The sequence below is a fragment of the Chimaeribacter sp. YP20170169 genome (assembly GCF_056739715.1).
On record NZ_CP176824.1, the window covers coordinates 2408810 to 2430405 of the forward strand.

Genomic DNA, 21596 nt, shown 5'->3' on the forward strand with positions numbered 1-21596 from the left:
TCGGCAATTGCGCCGCAGGAAAACCATTACTTTGATGAAAAGCCCTCAAAATCGCATTTTATGCCTCTTTTTATGACCCCACCCACAAAATCAATTTTTCACTCTTCATGTAAATAAAATTAAAAGTCTATAAATAGGATGTTATTTTTTTGTACCACGATGATCTCTGTCAGCCCCTACCTTCAGAGTCTGTACCACTACTGGAGTCACCATGGAAAACTACATAACAACCAACCCTGCATCCGGCCCCAACAGCCGCACCAAGACCGAGCCGTTCGTCAAAGTGATTGTCATTATCTCCACGCTGGGCGGCCTGCTGTTTGGCTATGATACCGGCGTCATCTCAGGTGCCCTGCTGTTTATGGGCGAAGAACTGCACCTCACCCCCTTTACCACCGGGCTGGTTACCAGCTCCCTGCTGTTCGGTGCCGCCTTTGGCGCGCTGTTGGCTGGCCACATGGCCGATGCCGCCGGGCGGAAAAGAATCATCCTGTTTTTGGCGGTCATTTTTGCCATTGGCGCGGTAGGCACCGCCATGGCGCCAGATGTCACCTGGATGGTTGTCTTCCGCCTGGTGCTCGGCGTAGCGGTGGGCGGCGCGGCGGCGACCGTGCCGGTCTATATCGCTGAGATCGCCCCGGCCAACCGGCGCGGCCAGCTCGTCACGTTGCAGGAGCTGATGATCGTCTCCGGCCAGATGCTCGCCTACATCTCCAACGCCACCTTTAATGAGATCTGGGGGGGTGCCACCACCTGGCGTTGGATGCTGGCGCTGGCGACGGTGCCCGCGGTGCTGCTGTGGTTCGGCATGATGTTCATGCCCGACTCCCCACGCTGGTACGCGATGAAGGGGCGTTTCGCCGAGGCGCGCCGGGTGCTGGAGCGTACCCGCGCCAAGGAGGATGTCGAGTGGGAGATGACCGAGATTGAGGAGACGATTGAAGAGAACCGTCATCTCGGCAAGGGGCGGGTACGTGACCTGGCGACCCCGTGGCTGATGCGGCTGTTCCTGCTGGGCATCGGCATCGCGGTGATCCAGCAGCTGACCGGCGTGAACACCATTATGTATTATGCGCCGACGGTGTTGACGGCTACCGGCCTGAGCGCCGATGCCGCACTGTTCGCCACCATCGCCAATGGGGTGATCTCGGTGCTGATGACCTTTGTTGGCATCTGGCTGCTGGGCAAGATTGGCCGCCGGCCGATTGTGCTGATTGGGCAGATTGGCTGCACCAGCTGCCTGTTCTTCCTCGGGGCGGTCTGTGTGCTGATGCCAGAGACGGTGGCGGGCGCGCCTAACCTGCTGCGCAGCTATCTGGTACTGGCCGGGATGCTGATGTTCCTTAGCTTCCAGCAGGGGGCGCTCTCGCCAGTGACCTGGCTGCTGCTGTCAGAGATCTTCCCGACCCGCCTGCGCGGCATCTGTATGGGGGCCGCGGTGTTCGCCATGTGGATCGCCAACTTCCTGATCTCCCTCTCCTTCCCAATGCTGCTGGCCAGCGTCGGGCTGGCCGGGGCCTACTTCACCTTTGCGGTGATTGGCATTGCCGGTTCCCTCTTTGTGATCCGCTGCATTCCAGAAACCCGGGGGCGCAGTCTGGAGCAGATAGAGCACTTCTTCCGCGATCGTTACCAGCCGCAACCTGTTACGCGGCCCCTCTCCACCGGCCAGAAGCGCAAAGCCTGACGATAAAAAAAGCCCACCAATCGGTGGGCTTTTTTCTGGATGCGGATTAACGCGGCGCCTGTGGGTGGTGGGCCACCGGCTTGGCTTTCTTCACCGGTTTTTTGACCGGGTGGTGCGCGGCCTTGTGCAACACTGGCTTCGGCGCGGCATGTTTGGCAGCCTGATGCGGGGCGACATGCGCCACCTTTTTCACCGGCTGATCCTGGTGTGCCGGCGCGGCCATCGCGGCGCTGCTCAATACCAACAGTGATCCCAGCATCACTGATTTAATCATTTTCATTATGACCTCTATGTAGGCTGTTCTGGCGATTCATTCGCTGGAAACGATACTACAGGGTTTGGCTGTAAGGATTCCGGCAGCACAATGTAACAAGTTGCTAACCCGGCGGCATACCGGGATAACCGGCCATAAACCCTGTAACGGCGCGCCTTTTTCAGCTAAAAAACCGCGGTTTTTAGCGCCAGAGAGTGAAAACCATTGTTACTGCATGTTAATAACGCCGCCAAACCCCAATTTCTGGTCTACGCTTTAAGTACGTTCACCAACAAATGGAGTTTGCGTATGTTTGAGAAAGCCAAAGATAAAGCAGAAGAAGCCGTAGGCGCAGGTCAGGAACAATTTGGTCGTGCGACTGATGACAGCAAAACCCAATTTGAAGGGGCAGTGCGTAAGAACCTCTCTCAGGCCTCTTATGCCGTCAACGATGCGGTAGACACCATCAAAAGTAAGACCTCTGACAACCCGGTTCCGGCGCTGTTAGTGGCAGCAGGTGTTGGCTTCGTTCTGGCCAAGCTGCTGGGTGGTCGTCACTGATCCTGCCCTCTTGCTGAGAAGCCCGGCCTGGCCGGGCTTTTTTTATGCCCGTTTCCCGCCCCTGTCGATGAAATTTTTTTGCCGTTGTCTATTAAGCCGATCAAACAATTGAACGAAAAGAGCACATTTAATACAATAATGACATTGTGTAAATTACAGGTAACAGATGTGTCTGCTCATACCGCCTGGGAAGCGTTAAAAACCATTTTCTACGTCGGCTTTGCCCTCTCCGCCCTTTTCACCCTGTTTATTAGCCGCGACTCCTCTTTCAGGATCCGCCTGTTTACCTCCGGCATCATTGGCCTGACCTGGCCGTTGAGTTTCCCGGTCGTGCTGCTGTTCTCCCTCTTCTGATCCGCTAACCTGCCGTCATCACCAGCAGATAACGGCAGGGCTGTTGCGCCGGGTTAATAAAACTGAGCGGCGCATCCACACCGAATGTCAGGCAGTCCCCCGCTTCCAGCTGGTAGCGCTGCGCGCCGTAGTGCAAGTGCAGGCGACCTTCGCACAGCCAGAGCCGCTGGTGATAGGGGGCATCATGCCAGGGCGGGTAGTTGACGCGCGCGCCAGCTGGCAAGGTGATCTCCACCAGTTCCAGCCCATGCAGTGGATCTTTTTCACTTACCTGCCGCCGCAGGTAGCCCAGATTGGGGTCACGCCACACGGCCTGATCGGCCAACCGGCGCAGGGGGGCGGCCTGTGGCTCCGTGGCCGTCACCAGCTCCGCCAATGACACACCGAGTGCCGCCGCCAATCGGCCGAGGATGGCTGCACTTGGGCTGCTCTCGCGCCGTTCGATCTTGGAGATGGTCGCCTTACTGACCCCCGCCTGCTGCGCCAGCTCCTCAAGGCTCCAGCCTTTGGCGCGCCGCCGTCCCTGTAATTGGTCGGCGATGATCTCGTCAATTGACATGGCTGTCCCTGTTGTTTAGCTTAGTGGAATAATTTCCACTATAGTAGACATGACAGCGGGAGCGAGCAATATGAAGTGGGTGGCCTGTAGTGAAGAACGACATGCAGAGGCGATTCTGGCGATTTTCAACGACGCAATTGCGACCTCAACGGCCCTATATGATTACCATCCGCGCCCGCTCTCGGCGATGGCCGGCTGGTTTGCCGTGAAACGGGACAATGGCTTCCCGGTGATTGGACTGGAGGATGAGGATGGCACGCTGCTCGGCTTTGCCAGCTACGGCACCTTCCGCGCCTGGCCAGCCTTCAAGTATTCGATGGAGCACTCGCTCTATGTGCATAAGGATCACCGTGGCCGCGGCCTAGGCCGCCAGCTGCTGGCACGGCTGATTGAAGAGGCGCAAGCCAATCAGGTGCACACGCTGGTCGGCGGCATTGACAGCGGCAACCTCGGTAGCATCGCGCTGCATGAGTCACTGGGCTTCCAGCACTGTGGCACCGTCAAGCAGGCGGGCTACAAGTTTGACCGCTGGCTCGATCTGGCCTTCTACCAACTCTTGCTGCCCACGCCCCACCAGCCGCAAGCAGACTAAGCGCCCGGCGTCCTCCCCTCTATACTTAGGGGAAACCCAGGAGGAACTATGTGCGGACGCTTTTCACAACACCAGACCCGGGCCGATTATCTCGATGCCCTTGGCTCGGATCTCCCCTTCAACGGCGCGCTCGACCCGGTGCCGATTGGCCGCTATAACGTGGCACCCGGTACTCGCGTGCTGCTGCTCAACCAGCGTGACGGCGAGCTGCACCTCGATCCACTGCGTTGGGGTTATCAGCCGCACTGGGCCAAGGAGGCGCATCGCCCCCCGGTGATCAATGCCCGGGTTGAAACCGCCGCCACAAGCCGGATGTTTAAGCCGCTGTGGCAGCATGGGCGCGCGCTGGTGATGGCCGATGGCTGGTTTGAGTGGAAAAAAGATGCCGAAGACGCCAAGAAGAAGCAGCCCTACTTCATCTATCACCGGAGCAAAACGCCGCTGTTTTTCGCTGCCATCAGCCGTTTCCATCCTGACGCACCAGAGTCACCAGACGATGATGGCTTTGTGATTGTGACGGCGGCATCCGATGCCGGGTTGCTTGATATTCACGATCGCCGCCCGCTGGTGTTGACCCCGGCGGCCGCCCGCGATTGGCTTGATCCCGACTACAGTGCGGAAGAGGCAGAAAAATTGGTGGCAGAAGGGGCGGTTGCGGCGGAGGAGTTTGACTGGCACCCGGTAGACAAAGCGGTGGGCAATGTTCACCATGATGAACCGGCGCTACTGGAGCCGATCAGCGACCCACTGGTGTAGCAGGCCGGCGCAGTGCGCCGGCTTAAAGACTCAGGCGCGGATAAACTCGAGCAGATCCTGATTGATTTGGTCTTTGTGGGTGGTGCAGATGCCATGCGAGCCGCCCGGATAGACTTTCAGCTGTGCATTGGGCAGCATCTCTGCTGCCTGCTTGCCACAACTTTCGAATGGCACAATCTGGTCGTCATCGCCGTGGATCACCAGCGTTGGGATGGTCATCTTCCGCAAATCTTCACGCAAATCGGTCTCCGAGAAGGCTTCCACACAGTCATAGAGCGCCTTGATGGATCCGGCCATGCCCTGTAACCAGAAGGCATTTACCACACCTTGCGAGGCGCGCACATCCGGGCGGTTGTAGCCATAGAAGGCTGCCGGCAAGTCATGGAAAAATTGCGAACGGTCTTGTTGCACATTCTCACGGATGCCATCGAATACCTCTTTTGGCACGCCATTGGGGTTGAAATCGGTCTTCAGCATAATGGGCGTGACGGCGGAGATCAGCACCGCCTTCGCCACCCGGCTGGTGCCGTGACGGCCAATATAGCGCGCCACTTCGCCGCCACCGGTGGAGTGGCCGACATGAATGGCATCCTGCAGATCCAGCATAGCGGTCAGTTCGGCCAGATCATCGGCATACTGATCCATATTATGGCCATCCCAAGGCTGCGACGAGCGCCCGTGGCCACGACGGTCATGGGCGATGACCCGGTAGCCCTGCGAGGCGAGGAACAGCATCTGATCCTCCCAGGCATCGGCGGTCAACGGCCAACCGTGGCTGAACACGATGGGTTGCCCTTCACCCCAATCCTTAAAGTAGATTTGCGTGCCATCTTTAACCGTAATTTTGTCAATCGTCTGCATAACGGGAACTCCATATAAAAAGTGTAATAACCGACAGCGACCGCATACTGGCAGAAGCCAGGCGGCTGACGGTTCTGGAGGCTGCATCAGTGATCGTATTCAGAAGTGAAAGCCCGGCCTTGCCATGTGACCCAAAGGGGAAAAGGGCTTTCCGTGCTGTAAGACTAGTCGATAAACATGACATTCAAGCGAAACACACCTATTGCTCAGCAAAATCAGACAAAGCCCAGCAGCCGATATGCAGCCACTTACAGCGCGCACTATAGTTAAAGGATGTCCCCCTCTGGAGCGCCGCCATGTTAAATGTGAAAGCCCTGTCCCATATTTACCATAACCTGCCGGAGCTGATTGAGGAGGCGGCGGGCCAAAGCGGCACCAACCTTGCCAGCGCCCGTGGTGTGGCCCGGCAGATTATGGCGGAGAAGACGCTGGCCAATCTGTCGCCCGCCCAGCTGCGGGTATTTGATCAGGCGCTACGACCATTGATTGAGAATGCCCAGTGGGGTAACTGGCAGGAGACGGAGTGAACGCGGCTTGTACCTATTCCTGCCAGCAGGAGCCAGCCAACGCAGCGTTGTGTCTTAAAGTTTTATTGATCGTCAGCGCTGCGCTCTGCGCTCGTTATCAGGATTGAGCTTTATGTGACGCCGCTTTTAACGCGGCGCTTCATTTACTCCCGAATACTCGTCAGCGTTACGTTTGCCAGCAGGAGCGAGCCTTATGCGACGCCGCTTTTGACGCAACGCTTCATTTACTCCCGAATACTCGTCAACGTTACGTTTGCCAGCAGGAGTGGGCCTTGTGTGACGCCGCTTTTGACGCAACGCTTTATTTACTCCCGGATACTCGTCAGCGTTACGTTTGCCAGCAGGAGCGAGCCTTATGCGACACCGCTTTTGACGCAACGCTTTATTTACTCCCGAATACTCGTCAGCATTACGTTTGCCAGCAGGAGCGAGCCTTATGCGACGCCACTTTTGACGTAACGCTTCATTTACTCCCGAATACTCGTCAGCATCACGTTTGCCAGCAGGAGTGGGCCTTATGTGACGCCGCTTTTGACGCAACGCTTCATTTACTCCCGGATACTCGTCAGCGTTACGTTTGCCAGCAGGAGCGAGCCTTATGTGACGCCGCTTTTGACGCGGCGCTTCATTTACTCCCGGATACTCGTCAGCATTACGTTTGCCAGCAGGAGAGGGCCTTGTGTGACGCCGCTTTTGACGCGGCGCTTCATTTACTCCCGAATACTCGTCAGCGTTACGTTTGCCAGCAGGAGCGAGCCTTATGTGACGCCGCTTTCTCCTTTGACCTCTGCCCTTCCCTGCAACGTTTCATCTCTTTCACACGCTGACGCGTGCCAATAGGAGGAGGCCAGCTGACGTCTTTCACACCGGCCCTTTTACTTTTCGCAGATAAAACTTGGTATCCACTGCCATCAGGGGAAATGCCGCTGGCAGCGCAGCCACTTCAATCTCCTGAAAACCGTGTTTCTCATAGAAACGATGCGCCGCCAAAAATTTTGCCGTGGTGCCCAGGTAGATCTCCTTCACACCTACATCATAAGTATGTTGTAACAAAATATCGAGAAGCCGGGCTGCAACGTCATGTTCTCGCCCTCGCACCGTCTGTTTAACGAACATTTTTCGCAGCGCGGCCTGCCTGTTACCAATGTCTTTCAGCCCCAATGTGCCTACCACCTCTTCTCCGCGCTTGGCCAGCCAGAAATCACCATATCCCTGCTGATAAAAGGCGGGGATCTCGCTTAAATCTGGTTGTTGCTCTGCTGTGATGGCAATCCCAAATTCCTGATTTTGAATCGGGAGGATAACGTCAATTACTCCCTGGCGATCGGCTGGGGTAAAACGATGCAGGGTAATGACTTCCGAGGGAAGATGGTAATGCATGGTGCCGCTCCTGGTAGAAAGAAGCATCGAGGTTACAAAATATTCACATCGGTGGCTATGGCACGGGACAATACGAAGGGAACGGCTACCAGAGGCAAGTATCGGCGTGGGTTATGGTTTAACGGCTTGAGCAAGCAGTAGATTATTTTGGCAAGCAGGAACAAAAACAAAAAAACCGCCTCTCGGCGGTTCACGACCTTGCTTATTGCTTTTTTATTGCTTTTCCGTGGTACCCGGGGCGGGACTTGAACCCGCACAGCCATAAGCCGAGGGATTTTAAATCCCTTGTGTCTACCGATTTCACCACCCGGGCATCGGGAAAAGTGGAGGCGCGTTCCGGAGTCGAACCGGACTAGGCGGATTTGCAATCCGCTACATAACCGCTTTGTTAACGCGCCGTAACAGGTTTGCCGTCTTTCAGGCTAAGCTCGTTGACATCACTCGTCAATCAACCAACTTATTTAATTTGGAGCGGGAAACGAGACTCGAACTCGCGACCCCGACCTTGGCAAGGTCGTGCTCTACCAACTGAGCTATTCCCGCAAACATCAGAACTTGCTGATTTCATTATCTTTCGGCGTTTCGTGCTGCCGTCTGATGCGATGCATTCTACTTACCTGCGCCGATGAGTCAATACAATTATCAGCGCAAAATGTTCGTTTGCCGGTTTTTGAATCACATCGATCACGGTTCAAGCAGATCTTTGCGCGCCGCATACAGATACTGGAACATCGACCAGAAAGTCAGCACCGCCGCGATGTACAACGCAATCACCCCGACGAACTCCAGGGCCGGATCAGGCCGCCATAACAGCGCCACCAGCGACAGCATCTGCGCCGTGGTCTTCACCTTGCCAATCCAGGAGACTGCCACGCTGCTGCGCTTGCCCACTTCCGCCATCCACTCCCGCAGTGCAGAGATGATTATCTCGCGCGCAATCATGGTCGCCGCTGGCAACGTTATCCACCAGGAGTGGAAGTACTCCGCTACCAGCACCAGCGCTATCGCCACCATTACCTTGTCCGCAACCGGATCAAGGAAGGCGCCGAAGCGGGTGGTCTGCTTCCAACGCCGCGCCAGAAAGCCGTCAAACCAGTCGGTGATGGCGGCAATGACAAAGATTACGGCACAGGCCATCGGCGCCCAGATAAAGGGAAGGTAGAACGCCAGCACAAAAAAAGGTATCAAAACCACGCGAAACAGCGTGAGGCAAGTCGGTATATTAAATTGCATAGCGCTCAGTAACTATCTGGCAAAAGTGATTATTGTGAGTATGTTGCTACATTGCCCTTAGTGTTTCAACGCATTGTAGATTTTTTCTGCCAATGCATGTGAAATACCCGGCACTTTTGCAATTTCCTCGATGCTGGCATTGAGCAGGGGTTGCAGGCCGCCCATGTATTTCAGCAATACCTGGCGACGCTTTGGCCCGATGCCCTCAATGGTTTCCAGTGCGCTGGTATTGCGCACCTTCGCCCGTTTCTGCCGGTGACCGGTAATGGCGTGGTTATGGGCATCATCACGGATATGCTGGATCACGTGGAGTGCCGGTGAATCTGATGGCAGGGCCTTGCCCTCCCCCTCTGGCTTGAAGAACAGTGTCTCCAATCCAGCCTTGCGGTCGGTGCCCTTGGCGATGCCAATCAGCTTAGGACGGCTCTTGTCCCACGGCACGTCCAGCTCGGCAAAGACATCCATCGCCATCCCCAGCTGCCCCTTGCCGCCATCAATAAAAATAACGTCTGGAATTTTGTTCTCTTCCAGCGGCTTGCCGTAACGCCGGCGCAACACCTGCGCCATGGCGGCATAGTCATCGCCCGGGGTGATGCCGGTAATGTTGTAGCGGCGATACTCTGAGCGCACCGGGCCGTTGCCATCAAATACCACGCAGGAGGCAACGGTCTGCTCTCCCATCGTGTGACTGATGTCAAAACACTCCATGCGGTTGATCTCCGCCAGCCCCAGCACGCTGGTCAGCTCCGCCAACCGTTGATGGATGGTAGATTGCTGCGAAAGCTTGGTCGCCAGCGCCGTGGTGGCATTGGTGCGCGCCAGCTTCAGATAGCGTGCCCGATCGCCGCGTGGCTTGGTCTGGATGGCAATTTTACGCCCGGCCATCTCGCTCAACGAGCCGGCCAGCAGATCTTTTTCCGGCAAGGCGAAGTCCAGCAGGATCTCGCCCGGCAGGGTACGCCCCTCGCTACCCTGAAGGTAGAACTGGCCGATAAAGGTCTGCACCACCTCCGCCAGCTCCGTGCCGCCCGGCACTTTCGGGAAGTAGCTGCGGCTGCCAAGCACCTTGCCCTGACGAATAAACAGCACATGCATACAGGCCAACCCGGCATCATAGGAGACGCCTATCACATCCAGATCATCGCTGTCGCCCGAGACAAACTGGCGTTCGGTCACCCGGCGCACCGCCTGGATTTGATCGCGGATGCGCGCGGCCTCCTCGAAATTCAGCCCCTGGCTGGCGCGCTCCATGCGCTCAATCAGCTGGGTCAGCACCTGCTGGTCTTTGCCGGCCAGGAACAGCCGCACATAATCGACCTGCTGTTTATACTCCTCTTCGCTCACCAACCCGGACACGCACGGCCCGAGACAGCGCCCAATCTGGTACTGCAGGCAGGGGCGCGAGCGGTTGCGGTAGACGCTGTTCTCACACTGGCGGATCGGGAATAGTTTCTGCAACAGCGCCAGCGTTTCACGCACCGCATAGGAGTTAGGGAAAGGGCCGAAATACTCGCCCTTCGCATGTTTGGCACCCCGGTGAATTGAAAGGCGCGGGTGCTCGTCAGCGCTGAGGAAAATCAGCGGGTAGGACTTATCATCGCGCAGCAACACGTTGTAGCGCGGCTGGTACAGTTTGATGTAGTTGTGCTCCAGCAGCAGCGCTTCCGTCTCCGTGTGGGTGACGGTCACGTCAATCTGCTGGATGTTTTTGACCAGATTTTCCGTCTTGCGGCTGCCGACATTGGTGCGGAAGTAGCTCGAAAGCCGCTTCTTCAGATCTTTGGCTTTACCTACGTAAATCACCGTCCCGGTGGCATCATACATGCGATACACCCCGGGCTGGCTGGTCACTGTCTTCAGGAAGGCTTGGGAATCAAAACGATCACTCACTGCTGGTCAGGCTCTCAGTATTGAATAAGCCGTGACGAATAGCCAAGTGGGTCAGCTCAACGTCACCGCTGATATTTAACTTGCTGAACATCCGGTAGCGGTAGCTGTTCACGGTTTTCGGGCTGAGATTGAGTTGTTCCGAGATCTCATTGACTTTCTGCCCCTTGGTAATCATAAGCATGATTTGCAGCTCACGCTCAGAAAGGCAGCCAAAAGGCGTCTCCGCCTGTGGCTCCAACTGGCTGAGCGCCATCTGCTGGGCAATGTCGGAGGCGATATAACGCTGGCCGGAATAGACCAGACGGATGGCATTGATCACCTCCTGCGGCGCGGCACCCTTGCTCAGGTAGCCAGCGGCACCTGCCTGCATCACCTTGGCGGGCAGCGGATTTTCTGTATAGATGGTCAGCATGATGACTTTGATATGGGGCGAGAAACGCACGATCTTGCGTGTGGCCTCCAACCCGCCGATACCCGGCATGTTCATATCCATCAGCACGATATCAACGTCGTTGCTACGGCACCATTTGACGGCATCTTCACCGCACTGCGCCTCACCTGAGACTTTGATACCTTTAATATCTTCAAGAATGCGTCGTATCCCTGCGCGCACCAATTCGTGGTCATCAACAAGAAGAACGCTAATCAAAGAGAATTCTCCAAAAAAAGGGAGTAACGCCGTCAGCTTTTGTTCACTGCGCAAGAATGACGATGTCTGAGCCAGAGATGAACAGGCCAGCGTAACAAACGCCAGACGGGGCGGGATACGCGACGCCTGGCACGATTTTACATCTATTGAACTCAACAAAAGTGGCAAAGAGCGGCAGCTTCCGGCGAACGTTGTTATTATTCGTAACGAAAAGGAGAGCCGCTATTTGACCCGCTCATTTTACTGCATGCCTCTATATTTGACCAACAAACACTGTAAAAAATTGCTAGCGGTCTTAGTGCGCAAAAAATCGCACAGTAACTTCTTGAATTAAAGCACAAATTATAAAATATGCAAACTTTGCCAGAACATTTTTACATCAAGTTTACAGTAAATCTGCTTTTTTATTTTTGTGCCGACTTCATGCTAAATAAGCAACATCTTCTTATCCTTAAGTTGCCTTGAACATGCCATTAATAATGATTCTTTTTTAATAAGCCGTAACATGAACCCCTGTTTATAACCTTTCCCGCCAGAATGAGCAGATTTTGGCATATGCTACTGCCAGCCTTGTCGCTTCCCCGCGCCATTCATGCTTTTTCGCTACCGCAGAGGGGAGTGAAGGTGGATGTGACTGTGGTATACTCGCCCGCCTCGCTATTTTGCGTTGCCATGCCGCCTGTCGCGCATGTCAGCGCGCTGTTCATCGCCAGGAGATGAGAATGAGCCTTAATGAATTTGCCACCGCCCCGAATGTTGAGACGCTGGCTACCGAAGTTGCCTGCCTGAAAGCCACGCTGACCATGATGCTGAAGGCCCTGGGCCAAGCAGATGCCGGCAAAGTGGTTCTGAATCTGGAGAAGTTCATTACCCAGATTGAGGACGAGCAGCAGGCGGAGACCTTCCGCACCACGCTGGCTCAGATCAAGCAAGCGTACCGCCAGTAGTCCCCAGGCCGGGCGTCGCCGCCCGGCCCCCTCCCCCTTAGGCCAGTCCCAGCGCCTTGCGCGCGACCTGCAAACGCGCCAGCCGATCCTCCAGCCCATTCAGGCCACCATTGATCGCCTTTGTCATCCCAGTGAAATCACCGCGATCGGCAAATTTACTCAAATGATGCTCCTGCCAGAACCACCCCGCCGAGCGAGCCGCATTGCTCTCCAAGAGCAGGAGATCGGGATTGGCCAACAGATCCAACCCCAGCGCCTTGCCACACGCCTGATAGTTCGCCTTGAAGGTGATCTGTTTTAACCCACGGCCACGGTAAGTCCAGCCATCATCTGGGTGGCTGTTGCCCAGCCGGCCGCCGTAGACCAGGTTAGCGATGGCTCGCTGCCGCTCTTGGGGCAGTGATGGTTCGCCCGGTTTGCGTCCAAGGGTCGCCCGCTGCGCAGCGGTCAGGCGTGGTCCAAAAATTACCAACCCTTTGACGCTGTAGTTGAAGGACTCGATCAGCTGGGTAAAACCGCCTGATTCCGTCCCAATCTGCGCCAGGAAGCAGGCCTGGCGCGTCAGGGTATCGATCATGAATTCATGGCAGGTCTGCATGAAGGGTTCATACCAGCGATCTGCCAATGCGTCAGTCAGCCCAGCGGCCTGTTTGAATTGCTCACGTGTCATAGCTTGCCTCCTCGATAGATAAGCTTTTTTAAACGGTAGCATTCATACGAGCGATAACCGCCAGCGCGAAAACATGAAATATCACCAAATAACTCAATGATATTATTTAAATTAGTGATGAAGGCTAACGTTTATCCATTGTAACTTCCTCCTACCCTCCAAAGCGCGACACAGCTCTCTAAGCAATATAAAAATCGCCTGCGTAGCCCTCTTTTTCATGATTTATTTCGCTCACCCTGCACACCATTGTGTCACGCATTTAATAGCATTAGCCGAGGTGAACTCTTTGGCCATCCCACCCGTATATCAACCTCAATCAACCCATTGATATCAATGCATTTAAACCAATAATTCTTTTTATTGAGATTGATGACGACAATTATCCCGGGTTTTATAACGAGCCCGTAATTAGCCTGCCTACTCTTTTCCCTTCAATAGGCGTGTGGCGCTGTCTATTATTACGCCGCCGGAAAGCAGGGTAATTTCTCCGCTGAGAAAAAGTTGATATCAACACCTGCCCTCTTTTTCACACGGGAGGAGATGGTCAGCCGATAATAGGCAAGATAAGCAGCATTAAGCGACCGGCGCAGTGAAGTCTGGTCTTTTTATAATAGAGGGAAAAAGGTGGGAAAATCTCATCAATTCAGGGGCAATCAGGCCCGCCTTGCCAGCGGGCCTCTGTCTCTCAGGCAAGTTTTTGCTGCACCAACGTTGTCAGGCGGGTCAGGGCATAATCCGCCGCCGCCAGCATGACTTCCTCACACTCACCGGGAAAGTGCTCGACCTCCGCGATGGTCAGCCCGTCTGCGAAGGCCCAGCCGAACCAGACCGTGCCGGCTGGGGTGCCATCTGGCCCGCCATCAGGCCCCGCGTAGCCCGTGATCGCCACGGCCACCTCCTCGCCTGACACCCGCAGCGCGCCTTCGGCCATTTCACGCGCTACCGGTTCGCTCACGGCAGTGTAGGTTTCCAGCGCGCTATTACTGACGCCCAGCACTTCGCGCTTGGCATCGTAGGTGTAGGTGATATAGCTGCGGCTAAAGAACTCGCCGCTGGATTTGGCTGACGCGACAGCCATGGCAGCCAGGCCGGCCGTACATGACTCCGCAAAGGTGACGCGCATACTCTGCTTTTTCAGCTCTTTTCCAAGCCTTTCTGCGCTCTGTTGCAGTTTTTTATCCATATAATCTCCAGTCAGCAGCACATAACCCGGCGCAGGCGCGGGTTAGTCAAGATACAAGCATAGTTCGCTTTTATCTTGCAGGCGGCCTATTCACTGTGCTGCTGGCTCCAGGCTGCGGCCTCCTCATCACTAATATCATTTTTATAACAGAGCGGTGATTCGCCACCCGGCCGACTCCAGGCGCTGCGTTTCCCGCAACTGCGACCATTGCGCATGGTGTTATAGGGACAAGGGCAGTTCCCATCATAGGCCGCGATGGACTCCTCAATCATTTGCTGTTTAATTTCATCATTCGAAGGGGCGGCCTGCGCGGTGGGCAAACTGGACAAGCCAAGGGCCAGCAAGAGCGCTGGCAGGGTAACGCGAGGGTGCATAGTGGCTCCTGATGCGTGGTGTGCGGATGCCCGGTAAAGCAATCATTATCGGGAAAGCAATCATCTGGATAAACTCCGTTTCCTGACGTGACGGAGCGCACACTTTCCACACTGTTCCAGCGTATACTTTTTCGACAAGGCATCTCTTTTGTCTTACACCATCGTCAAAAGCTGCACCCACCCCAAACTGCCGTATAACCTGAGGGAGGATGAAAATGAGCGAAGATGTGGTTGTATTCACGCGAGAAAAACATTTCCACCTGACCACGCTTACCGGTTTTATCAACGAGGAGCCTAATGGCGTCATCGCTGACGAGGCCGGACATATCTATAGATTGATGACCTTCACCTTTAATGATTATGACGAAGGTTTTTTGCGTGAGTATTGGTATGCCGCTGAGGAGCCAGAGAAGATGGACGCCAGCGATCTCTATCTGGCCATCACCCAGCTTAATCCCAAGCCTGTCACCGTGAAAAAGCCTTGATGCTGTCATGCTCCACTTAACCTCGCTACGGCGGGGTTTTTTAATGGTTAGCTGGCTGAAGATAACTAGAAAGGATAGATTCTATTAAAAAATCGAAAAAACATGTTGTAATGCACTCTGATACCTGAACAATATTAAAATCAAACTTAATGTTCTACATATAGATAATCATAATTAAAAAGTGTAATGATAGAAAGTAGCCGACAAAATAATTTAACTATTGCAAACATTTGGAATGCCACATGGAAAAAATCGCGCTATGCATCGGACAGAAATGTTCGCATTTTGCGCCGCAATAATTGCTTGTCTGATAAATTACGGTTTTGAACTCACAGGTTTACCTGATCATCACTTACTATATAAAATTATTTGTCGTAGGCAAGATAGCCTTTGCTAACCCATGGAAAAAGCAACGCGCTGACGATTTTGGCGTTTCTTTTTTTGAAAGGAATGAATCCTTTAGAAAAGGCAGCTATCTTAATATGCTGGGACTCTTAAATACAGTAGCGACTGAAGATAACCACATGAGTGAAAAACAAAGAGATGCCGCCTATAAAATGACCACATGGCCCGCCAATGGCTCAATTAAAATAGTAGATAATAGATTAATCATTAAACTTTCAGAATAACTTAATTTCATCATCAGCATCCCATTATCAATTAATAATAATGAAATACTTTTCAATTTTAATGAAAATTTAAGAAGAAAAATACGGAATATTATTTACATGATCATACTATCATGAAAATTTATACCCAATTTTTCTCAGGAGATGAAAGCGAAGTCAAAAGAGAGAGTAAAGCGATATGCGCACCTGGCACCGAATCCTCTGACAGAGCACACCCGCCAAATTGACGCAATATTTGGTGAGCGTCCCCCAAATCTGTCCCACTTGGCGGAAGCGATACCGCTGTCCGCCGCTAAGTAGTTGATTAAATTGGTGGGTCGTATAGGGCTCGAACCTATGACCAATTGATTAAGAGTCAACTGCTCTACCAACTGAGCTAACGACCCGATGTGCTGAATTATTCTCCTGTCCGCCGGGGATGTCAAAGGCCGGCGGTCACTTTTGCTGCTGATTTCTAAGCAATAGGTGCGTTTTTATTGCACTTTGCTGACCGTGTCAAAGAACAGCATACTGTTGCCGAGGTTCTGGGTTGCCCCCTCAATGTTGCTGCGCAAGCCTACCTGCCGCTGGCCCTGAAGCGTGACCACGTAGGGGGAGTTTTGCTGAACTTCCGTCTGCAACTGGGTGTAGAGCACGTTACGTTGGCTGGCGTCGCTGATGGCGGCGGCGTTGCGGGTCTGCTCACTCAGCTGCGGGATCTGCCAGCCGACGCGCCAGGCCAGCGTTTTCGGGCCGTTCGGGACGTTATAGACAAAGGCGCTGGCATTGGTGTTCGGGTCTATGTAGTCCGGCCCCCAGTAGATAAAGATCGACTGGAAATCGCGGCTGCGCATCTTGCCCCACAGCTCGGCCTCTGCCACGGGCTGGATGTCGATGTTGATATCAGCCTGTGCGAAGCTGGCCTGCAATGCCTGCGCGACCTCGGTGTAGGGCGGCTGATTGACGATGGTCAAAGTAAAGCGGGTGCCTGGCTGGATGCCGCCCTGTGACAGGATCTGTTTGGCCTTCGCCACATCCAGGTGGAAAGGCTGGTTCTCCAGTGCGCCATCAAAACCCTGTGGCAGGAAGGACTGGTGCACCTGGAACTGCCCCTTCAATAGCTGGTTCGCCAGCGCATCATAATCCACCAGCCAGCGTGCCGCCTGCCACAGCGCCGGGTTGCCGAGCGCCGGTTGCTGCGCGTTCTGGGTGTTGAAACCGAGGTAATAGATCAGGCCAGAGGGGAAACTTGCCACCTTCACGCCCGACTGGTGCGCCAGCGCGGCAAACTGATCCGCGCCCAAATCATAGGCGACGTCAACGTCCCCCTGCGTCAGCAGCAGACGACGGGTGCCGGGATCGGCCACGTTTTTAAGCAGCACGCGCTTCAGCTTCGGTGCCGGGTTGGCCTGCGGGTTCTGCTCCAGAATCAGCGCCTCGTGCGGAATATAGGTGCGTACCTGATAGGCGGCGCTGCCGGCGGAGTGGGTGCGCAACCAGCCATTGCCGAAGTCACCCTCAGTGGCGTGCTGCTGCGTCAGCTTGCTGTCGACAATATTGGCGACCGGCGCGGAGAGCAGCCGTAGCGCCAGATCGCGCCCGATGGGCGATACCCAACGAATCTCCACCTGATGGTCGCCGTGGCGTACGAACTGCGCGTCAATGTTCTCCGGCGTCCAACCGAACTCCCCCAGAATAAAGGAGGGGGTTTTGTTGAGCTTTACGCCGCGGGTCAGCGAGTAGATCACATCCTCCGCCGTGACTGGGTTGCCGCTGGCAAAGCGCGCTTGAGGGTTGAGGGTGAACAGCAGGCTGTGCTCCCCCTCCCCCGGCTGCCATTGGGTGGCGAGTTGCGGCGTTAGTTTACGCGGATCCTGGCGGTCAGCGGCGACCAGACCCTGATAGGTATCGACCAGACTGCCAGTACTGATGGTCTCAAAGCTCTCGGCCGGATCCAGGCTGATGATGCCGTCAAGTGAGACCGCCACCACCAGCGTGTCAGGCGGCGTGGCGGCGTGGGCCGGGGTAAGTGCGGTCAGGGCAAGGGCAGCGGCTACGGGCAACAGTCGGTTCATGGCATCATCCTGAAAAAGAAGCGATAAGCCGACTATAGGGGGTTCCGTTGCCGGGAGAAATGCCAGATCCGGCAATGCTTAGCACAATTCAGAGGATGGCCAGATCGTCTGCTTATGACCATCCGTCGCACCAGAGGATTTACCCATCCAACAAATTTTCTGCCCCTTGGGCGATATGCTTCTTTTTATTCTGCGCCTGTTTTGCCCTGCCGCAGAATCGCAAACGGTTGCCCTGCCCCAGTGGTGAAATAACGCGTCATGGCCGCCCAAGATTTATATCCTGTGATAGGAATCACGTTGTTTGCCTGTAGTTATTTTGTTAGCCTCTTGCGCTCTGAATTTTATGCCCACAACTGTCACCAAACCGTAAAAATAAATATACAAATGACCCCGCTTGCGCTGCAGGAAATAGCATACAAGACACTAACAATTAACACATGCATTACATTATCTTGAAGATTGCCGCAGGCAAACACAACACAACAAACAAGGGCCAGTTAGAGCCCGCCACCAAGACAGACAGGAACCCTCATTAATGGTTGATCAAACAAAAGAGCTTGCCGCCGCGCCAGAGCGCGGCGAAGAGAACCTAAAACGCAATCTGACAAACCGGCACATCCAGTTGATTGCCATTGGCGGCGCCATCGGCACCGGCCTGTTTATGGGGTCAGGTAAAACCATCAGCCTGGCCGGGCCGTCGATCATCTTTGTCTATATGATCATCGGCTTTATGCTGTTCTTCGTAATGCGCGCGATGGGTGAGCTGCTGCTCTCCAACCTGGAGTACAAATCCTTCAGCGATTTCGCCACCGACCTGCTTGGCCCCTGGGCTGGCTACTTCACCGGCTGGACCTACTGGTTCTGCTGGATTGTCACTGGCATTGCCGACGTGGTCGCCATCTCCTCCTATGCGCAATTCTGGTTCCCCGGCCTGTCACATTGGGTCGCCTCGCTGCTCTGCGTGCTGCTGCTGCTGAGCCTCAACCTGGCAACCGTCAAGCTGTTCGGTGAGATGGAGTTCTGGTTCGCGATGATCAAAATCGTGGCGATCATGGCGCTGATTGTCGCTGGCGTGGCGATGGTGATGATGCACTTCCCGTCGCCGTCCGGCAGCGTGGCCTCGTTCAGCAATATCTGGAATGATGGTGGCATGTTCCCGAAAGGGGTGAGCGGCTTCTTCGCTGGCTTCCAGATCGCGGTCTTCGCCTTTGTCGGCATTGAACTGGTGGGCACCACCGCTGCCGAGACCAAAGATCCGCAACGCGTGCTGCCGAAGGCCATCAACTCCATCCCGCTGCGCATCATCATGTTCTACGTCTTCGCGCTGGTGATGATCATGTCCGTGACACCGTGGCGCTCAGTGGTGGCAGACAAAAGCCCGTTCGTCGAGCTGTTCGTGCTGGTTGGCCTGCCAGCCGCCGCCAGCATCATCAACTTTGTGGTGCTGACCTCCGCGGCCTCTTCCGCCAACAGCGGCGTCTTCTCCACCAGCCGGATGCTGTTCGGCCTGTCACAAGAGGGCAGCGCGCCGGAAAGCTTTGGCCGTCTGTCGAGCCGAGCGGTGCCCTCTACCGGCCTGATCTTCTCCTGCATCTGCCTGATGGCCGGTGTGGTGCTGATCTACCTGATCCCGAACGTGATGACCGTCTTTACGCTGGTCACCACGGTGTCGGCGATTTTGTTCATGTTTGTCTGGAGCATCATTCTCTGCTCCTATCTGGTCTACCGCCGCAAGCGCCCGGCACTGCATCAGGCCTCGCGCTACAAAATGCCGTTTGGCATTGTGATGTGCTGGGTCTGCCTGGCGTTCTTCGCCTTTGTGCTGGTGCTGCTGACGCTGCAGGAGGACACCCGTCAGGCGCTGATGGTGACGCCGCTGTGGTTCCTGCTGCTGGCCGTGACCTACGGCATTATCCGCCGCAAACAGCGCCTCGCCGCCTGATAAAAAAGCCCCGCTTAGCGGGGCTTTTTTTATTCCGTTTTCAGCCGCTGCCAGAGGCGGTGCAGGCTCTCGCCAATTGGCGGGCGCACGCTCTCCACCCGCGCCGGTGCCGCCTCACCGCTGGTATCATCCAATGGCCCCAGATCAAAGGTGAAGGTGTAGTAAGGCTCCTCCCCCATGCGCAGGTCGCTCAGCAGCAACCGCCCCTCCTGCTCCCGCAGCCGGAAGAAACCGTGGGTGAACCACGCCATGCGCGCCACGTAGGGGTTGTCGCGGTTGCGCGCATAGAGCGCCTCGCCGCGCGGGTGGAAGGTGAACTCCAGGGGCCGATCTGGATCCAGCAGCGAGTAGAAGCCCTCGCCGTAGGTGCCGGGGGTCATCACGACCACCCGCCACACCAGCGTGTTGAGGCTGGTCGGCGTCACTAGCAGCCGCTGGCCATTGATGTACTGCTGGGCGATGGCCTGACGCGCCGCCTGCGTGGCCTGATACTGGGCAAACACGCTCCATGCCAGATAGAGGCAGCTCAGCAGCAGCCCCATGCGGTTCCAGCGCAGCCCGCGCGGCGAGCGCAAGATCAGCGCCATGCCGGTGCCCACCAGCAGCGGCAAGGTGTAGAGCGGATCGATAATGAACATGCTGCCGACGGCATAGGGGTAGTCAGTGAACGGCAGGCCAAGCTGGGTGCCGTAGACGGTCATTGCGTCCAGCAGCGGGTGGGTGATCAGCGCCAGCCACACCGCCAGCCAGGTGCGCACCACCTGCCCGCGCTCGCGCAGCAGTAGCGCCCCCAGCCACGAGAGGAGCGGCGACACCAGCGTCAGGTAGAACAGCGCGTGGCTCTCGGTGCGGTGCATGGTCATGTTGCTGACCGGGTCGCCGTGGTTGATAAACACATCCAGATCGGGCAACGTGCCGCACACCGCGCCCAACAGCGCCGACTTCCACACCGGCATCCGCCGCCCCATCACCGTCACACTGACGGCCGCCCCCAGCACTAACTGCGAAACAGAGTCCATCATCTCTCCCTGGTCGGTAAGCCGGCCTGCGCAACGCCGGTCAACTGGCTATGTAATGGGTTCGCCCAACGGCGTCAGCCTTCGCCGCGGCTGGTTTAACCATATGCATAACCGGCGAAAATTACCAAAAATCCGCTTACGGACGCAGGCGGATGCCGTCAAGGATAATGCGCTGGACGTTCTCCACCGTCTGGCGGAAGAAGTGCTCATCCTGAAGGGAGGTGCCAGAGATCGCCTCCACCTGCACCCAAAAATCGGCGTAGTGCTGAGTGGTGGCCCACAGCATGAAGATCAGTTGCAGCGGCGCGATGGGCGCAATGCGCCGCGCCTGCACCCAACGCTCAATAATGGCGGACTTCTCCGCCACCAGCGTTTTCAGTGAGCCTTGCAGCTCCTGTTTCAGCAGCGGCGCGCCCTGAATCATCTCCAGACAGAAGAGCCGCGACGCCTGCGGGTGGTCGCGCGATACCTCCAACTTCAGCCGGATATATTCACTGATGGCCGCCAGCGGGTCCTGATCGGCGCGTAGTGCCTTCAGCGGCGCCAGCCAGATGTCGAGGATCTCGCGCAGCACCGCCACGTAGAGCGCCTCTTTGGAGGGGAAGTAGTAGAGCAAATTGGTTTTGGAGACATCGGCGCGCTCTGCCACCTGCTCCAGGCTGGTGCCGTGGATGCCGTAGTGGGAGAAGAACTCCAGCGCGGCGGCCATGATGGCGTGGCGCTTGGCGGCCGTGGCGCGTGAACGGCGGGTTGGCAATTTGGGTGCGGATGCCGGCAGGGCGTCCTCGGCGGCTGGTGGTTTCACATCCCCTCCCGGGATTGGTAGGCGGCTCTTTATTAGCCAAGCATAACAAACCGTGGCGGATGCGCCTACGTGGCTGACGCCCCTCAGCAGCGAACGCCTACGGATGCGTGTTGAGCAGCACGCACCAAAGCGGCCCAGCACTGCCTGTTTTTCGTGCAATTTGTTTTGACCAACTGGTCTGAAAAG

23 protein-coding genes and 4 tRNA genes are annotated in these 21596 nt (G+C 55.8%); 10 read left to right on the forward strand and 17 right to left on the reverse strand.

Going from position 1 to position 21596, the window contains the following annotated elements; translation table 11 throughout:
• The first annotated feature begins 211 nt into the window (after nt 1-211).
• On the forward strand, nt 212-1687 hold the full coding sequence (locus tag ACK3SD_RS10905; protein ID WP_481125495.1) for a sugar porter family MFS transporter: 1476 nt from the start codon (nt 212-214) through the stop codon (nt 1685-1687).
• Nucleotides 1688-1733: 46 nt separating this feature from the next.
• On the opposite strand, the gene ACK3SD_RS10910 is transcribed toward ACK3SD_RS10905, so the two are convergent.
• Complete coding sequence (locus tag ACK3SD_RS10910; protein ID WP_481125496.1) at nt 1734-1967, reverse strand: hypothetical protein; 234 nt, start codon at nt 1965-1967, stop codon at nt 1734-1736.
• Between the two features lie 282 nt (nt 1968-2249).
• On the opposite strand from ACK3SD_RS10910, the gene ACK3SD_RS10915 reads away from it, so the two are divergent.
• On the forward strand, nt 2250-2501 hold the full coding sequence (locus ACK3SD_RS10915; protein ID WP_240775688.1) for a CsbD family protein: 252 nt from the start codon (nt 2250-2252) through the stop codon (nt 2499-2501).
• Nucleotides 2502-2669: 168 nt separating this feature from the next.
• The gene (locus tag ACK3SD_RS10920; RefSeq protein ID WP_481125497.1) at nt 2670-2855 is read left to right on the forward strand and encodes a GhoT/OrtT family toxin; all 186 of its coding nucleotides are present in this window, start codon (nt 2670-2672) and stop codon (nt 2853-2855) included.
• A 4-nt stretch (nt 2856-2859) separates the two neighbouring features.
• Here ACK3SD_RS10920 and ACK3SD_RS10925 read toward each other — a convergent pair whose 3' ends face one another.
• Entirely contained in the window at nt 2860-3414 is a 555-nt protein-coding gene (locus tag ACK3SD_RS10925; protein WP_137763579.1) for a helix-turn-helix domain-containing protein, read from the reverse strand.
• A 70-nt stretch (nt 3415-3484) separates the two neighbouring features.
• Between ACK3SD_RS10925 and ACK3SD_RS10930 the strand changes: the two genes are divergently transcribed.
• Together ACK3SD_RS10930 and ACK3SD_RS10935 are read left to right on the forward strand one after the other, a co-directional pair.
• Nucleotides 3485-4006, forward strand: a complete 522-nt coding sequence (locus tag ACK3SD_RS10930) for a GNAT family N-acetyltransferase (protein ID WP_137763580.1) — start codon at nt 3485-3487, stop codon at nt 4004-4006.
• A gap of 48 nt (nt 4007-4054) precedes the next feature.
• Nucleotides 4055-4762 (forward strand): SOS response-associated peptidase family protein, encoded by a 708-nt coding sequence (locus tag ACK3SD_RS10935; protein WP_481125498.1) that lies wholly within the window; start codon nt 4055-4057, stop codon nt 4760-4762.
• 30 nt (nt 4763-4792) lie between these two features.
• Here the strand turns inward: ACK3SD_RS10935 and ACK3SD_RS10940 are convergent, their stop codons facing one another.
• Entirely contained in the window at nt 4793-5623 is an 831-nt protein-coding gene (locus tag ACK3SD_RS10940; protein WP_137763582.1) for an alpha/beta fold hydrolase, read from the reverse strand.
• A 296-nt stretch (nt 5624-5919) separates the two neighbouring features.
• Between ACK3SD_RS10940 and ACK3SD_RS10945 the strand changes: the two genes are divergently transcribed.
• Complete coding sequence (locus ACK3SD_RS10945) at nt 5920-6150, forward strand: type II toxin-antitoxin system TacA family antitoxin (RefSeq protein WP_481125499.1); 231 nt, start codon at nt 5920-5922, stop codon at nt 6148-6150.
• A gap of 861 nt (nt 6151-7011) precedes the next feature.
• On the opposite strand, the gene ACK3SD_RS10950 is transcribed toward ACK3SD_RS10945, so the two are convergent.
• From ACK3SD_RS10950 to uvrY, 7 genes are all read right to left on the reverse strand, one after another.
• Entirely contained in the window at nt 7012-7530 is a 519-nt protein-coding gene (locus ACK3SD_RS10950; RefSeq protein WP_481125500.1) for a GNAT family N-acetyltransferase, read from the reverse strand.
• A 227-nt stretch (nt 7531-7757) separates the two neighbouring features.
• Nucleotides 7758-7843: transfer RNA gene (locus ACK3SD_RS10955), tRNA-Leu, on the reverse strand.
• An 11-nt stretch (nt 7844-7854) separates the two neighbouring features.
• Nucleotides 7855-7928 (reverse strand) — tRNA-Cys (locus ACK3SD_RS10960).
• A gap of 69 nt (nt 7929-7997) precedes the next feature.
• Nucleotides 7998-8073 (reverse strand) — tRNA-Gly (locus tag ACK3SD_RS10965).
• Between the two features lie 141 nt (nt 8074-8214).
• Complete coding sequence (pgsA, locus tag ACK3SD_RS10970; RefSeq protein ID WP_137763585.1) at nt 8215-8763, reverse strand: CDP-diacylglycerol--glycerol-3-phosphate 3-phosphatidyltransferase; 549 nt, start codon at nt 8761-8763, stop codon at nt 8215-8217.
• A gap of 57 nt (nt 8764-8820) precedes the next feature.
• Complete coding sequence (gene uvrC / locus ACK3SD_RS10975; RefSeq protein WP_137763586.1) at nt 8821-10653, reverse strand: excinuclease ABC subunit UvrC; 1833 nt, start codon at nt 10651-10653, stop codon at nt 8821-8823.
• Nucleotides 10646-11302 (reverse strand): UvrY/SirA/GacA family response regulator transcription factor, encoded by a 657-nt coding sequence (uvrY, locus tag ACK3SD_RS10980; protein WP_137764983.1) that lies wholly within the window; start codon nt 11300-11302, stop codon nt 10646-10648. Before uvrY ends, uvrC begins: the two co-directional genes overlap by 8 nt.
• A gap of 722 nt (nt 11303-12024) precedes the next feature.
• On the opposite strand from uvrY, the gene ACK3SD_RS10985 reads away from it, so the two are divergent.
• Nucleotides 12025-12249, forward strand: a complete 225-nt coding sequence (locus tag ACK3SD_RS10985) for a DUF2594 family protein (protein WP_137763587.1) — start codon at nt 12025-12027, stop codon at nt 12247-12249.
• A 37-nt stretch (nt 12250-12286) separates the two neighbouring features.
• Here the strand turns inward: ACK3SD_RS10985 and ACK3SD_RS10990 are convergent, their stop codons facing one another.
• From ACK3SD_RS10990 to ACK3SD_RS11000, 3 genes are all read right to left on the reverse strand, one after another.
• Nucleotides 12287-12919 (reverse strand): glycoside hydrolase family 19 protein, encoded by a 633-nt coding sequence (locus tag ACK3SD_RS10990; RefSeq protein WP_481125501.1) that lies wholly within the window; start codon nt 12917-12919, stop codon nt 12287-12289.
• 685 nt (nt 12920-13604) lie between these two features.
• The gene (locus ACK3SD_RS10995; protein ID WP_481125502.1) at nt 13605-14102 is read right to left on the reverse strand and encodes a CinA family protein; all 498 of its coding nucleotides are present in this window, start codon (nt 14100-14102) and stop codon (nt 13605-13607) included.
• 86 nt (nt 14103-14188) lie between these two features.
• Nucleotides 14189-14476, reverse strand: a complete 288-nt coding sequence (locus ACK3SD_RS11000; RefSeq protein WP_481125503.1) for a hypothetical protein — start codon at nt 14474-14476, stop codon at nt 14189-14191.
• Between the two features lie 215 nt (nt 14477-14691).
• Between ACK3SD_RS11000 and ACK3SD_RS11005 the strand changes: the two genes are divergently transcribed.
• Both ACK3SD_RS11005 and ACK3SD_RS11010 read left to right on the forward strand, forming a co-directional pair.
• Nucleotides 14692-14961 carry a hypothetical protein gene (locus tag ACK3SD_RS11005; RefSeq protein WP_481125504.1) on the forward strand — a complete coding sequence of 90 codons (270 nt, stop codon included), beginning with the start codon at nt 14692-14694 and terminating at the stop codon, nt 14959-14961.
• A gap of 323 nt (nt 14962-15284) precedes the next feature.
• Nucleotides 15285-15590: a hypothetical protein gene (locus ACK3SD_RS11010; RefSeq protein ID WP_481125505.1), complete on the forward strand. Its 306-nt coding sequence runs from the start codon at nt 15285-15287 to the stop codon at nt 15588-15590.
• A 310-nt stretch (nt 15591-15900) separates the two neighbouring features.
• On the opposite strand, the gene ACK3SD_RS11015 is transcribed toward ACK3SD_RS11010, so the two are convergent.
• Nucleotides 15901-15976: transfer RNA gene (locus ACK3SD_RS11015), tRNA-Lys, on the reverse strand.
• An 87-nt stretch (nt 15977-16063) separates the two neighbouring features.
• Nucleotides 16064-17644 carry an ABC transporter substrate-binding protein gene (locus ACK3SD_RS11020; RefSeq protein WP_481125506.1) on the reverse strand — a complete coding sequence of 527 codons (1581 nt, stop codon included), beginning with the start codon at nt 17642-17644 and terminating at the stop codon, nt 16064-16066.
• A gap of 535 nt (nt 17645-18179) precedes the next feature.
• On the opposite strand from ACK3SD_RS11020, the gene cycA reads away from it, so the two are divergent.
• The gene (gene cycA, locus ACK3SD_RS11025) at nt 18180-19586 is read left to right on the forward strand and encodes a D-serine/D-alanine/glycine transporter (protein WP_481125507.1); all 1407 of its coding nucleotides are present in this window, start codon (nt 18180-18182) and stop codon (nt 19584-19586) included.
• Nucleotides 19587-19615: 29 nt separating this feature from the next.
• Here cycA and ACK3SD_RS11030 read toward each other — a convergent pair whose 3' ends face one another.
• Together ACK3SD_RS11030 and rutR are read right to left on the reverse strand one after the other, a co-directional pair.
• Nucleotides 19616-20605, reverse strand: a complete 990-nt coding sequence (locus ACK3SD_RS11030; RefSeq protein WP_481125508.1) for a metal-dependent hydrolase — start codon at nt 20603-20605, stop codon at nt 19616-19618.
• A gap of 136 nt (nt 20606-20741) precedes the next feature.
• The gene (gene rutR / locus ACK3SD_RS11035; protein ID WP_481125509.1) at nt 20742-21410 is read right to left on the reverse strand and encodes an HTH-type transcriptional regulator RutR; all 669 of its coding nucleotides are present in this window, start codon (nt 21408-21410) and stop codon (nt 20742-20744) included.
• Nucleotides 21411-21596 lie beyond the last annotated feature (186 nt).

Excerpts from the sequence above, each read along its gene's own strand:
- ACK3SD_RS10915 (WP_240775688.1), top strand. The coding sequence starts at position 2,250 with ATGTTTGAGAAAGCCAAAGATAAAGCAGAAGAAGCCGTAGGCGCAGGT.
- pgsA (WP_137763585.1), bottom strand. The coding sequence starts at position 8,763 with ATGCAATTTAATATACCGACTTGCCTCACGCTGTTTCGCGTGGTTTTG.
- ACK3SD_RS10905 (WP_481125495.1), top strand. The coding sequence starts at position 212 with ATGGAAAACTACATAACAACCAACCCTGCATCCGGCCCCAACAGCCGC.
- ACK3SD_RS10940 (WP_137763582.1), bottom strand. The coding sequence starts at position 5,623 with ATGCAGACGATTGACAAAATTACGGTTAAAGATGGCACGCAAATCTAC.
- ACK3SD_RS10945 (WP_481125499.1), top strand. The coding sequence starts at position 5,920 with ATGTTAAATGTGAAAGCCCTGTCCCATATTTACCATAACCTGCCGGAG.
- ACK3SD_RS10995 (WP_481125502.1), bottom strand. The coding sequence starts at position 14,102 with ATGGATAAAAAACTGCAACAGAGCGCAGAAAGGCTTGGAAAAGAGCTG.
- ACK3SD_RS11005 (WP_481125504.1), top strand. The coding sequence starts at position 14,692 with ATGAGCGAAGATGTGGTTGTATTCACGCGAGAAAAACATTTCCACCTG.
- ACK3SD_RS11030 (WP_481125508.1), bottom strand. The coding sequence starts at position 20,605 with ATGGACTCTGTTTCGCAGTTAGTGCTGGGGGCGGCCGTCAGTGTGACG.
- ACK3SD_RS10985 (WP_137763587.1), top strand. The coding sequence starts at position 12,025 with ATGAGCCTTAATGAATTTGCCACCGCCCCGAATGTTGAGACGCTGGCT.
- cycA (WP_481125507.1), top strand. The coding sequence starts at position 18,180 with ATGGTTGATCAAACAAAAGAGCTTGCCGCCGCGCCAGAGCGCGGCGAA.
- ACK3SD_RS10950 (WP_481125500.1), bottom strand. The coding sequence starts at position 7,530 with ATGCATTACCATCTTCCCTCGGAAGTCATTACCCTGCATCGTTTTACC.
- ACK3SD_RS10935 (WP_481125498.1), top strand. The coding sequence starts at position 4,055 with ATGTGCGGACGCTTTTCACAACACCAGACCCGGGCCGATTATCTCGAT.
- ACK3SD_RS11020 (WP_481125506.1), bottom strand. The coding sequence starts at position 17,644 with ATGAACCGACTGTTGCCCGTAGCCGCTGCCCTTGCCCTGACCGCACTT.
- ACK3SD_RS10925 (WP_137763579.1), bottom strand. The coding sequence starts at position 3,414 with ATGTCAATTGACGAGATCATCGCCGACCAATTACAGGGACGGCGGCGC.
- ACK3SD_RS10910 (WP_481125496.1), bottom strand. The coding sequence starts at position 1,967 with ATGAAAATGATTAAATCAGTGATGCTGGGATCACTGTTGGTATTGAGC.
- ACK3SD_RS10930 (WP_137763580.1), top strand. The coding sequence starts at position 3,485 with ATGAAGTGGGTGGCCTGTAGTGAAGAACGACATGCAGAGGCGATTCTG.
- ACK3SD_RS11000 (WP_481125503.1), bottom strand. The coding sequence starts at position 14,476 with ATGCACCCTCGCGTTACCCTGCCAGCGCTCTTGCTGGCCCTTGGCTTG.
- ACK3SD_RS10990 (WP_481125501.1), bottom strand. The coding sequence starts at position 12,919 with ATGACACGTGAGCAATTCAAACAGGCCGCTGGGCTGACTGACGCATTG.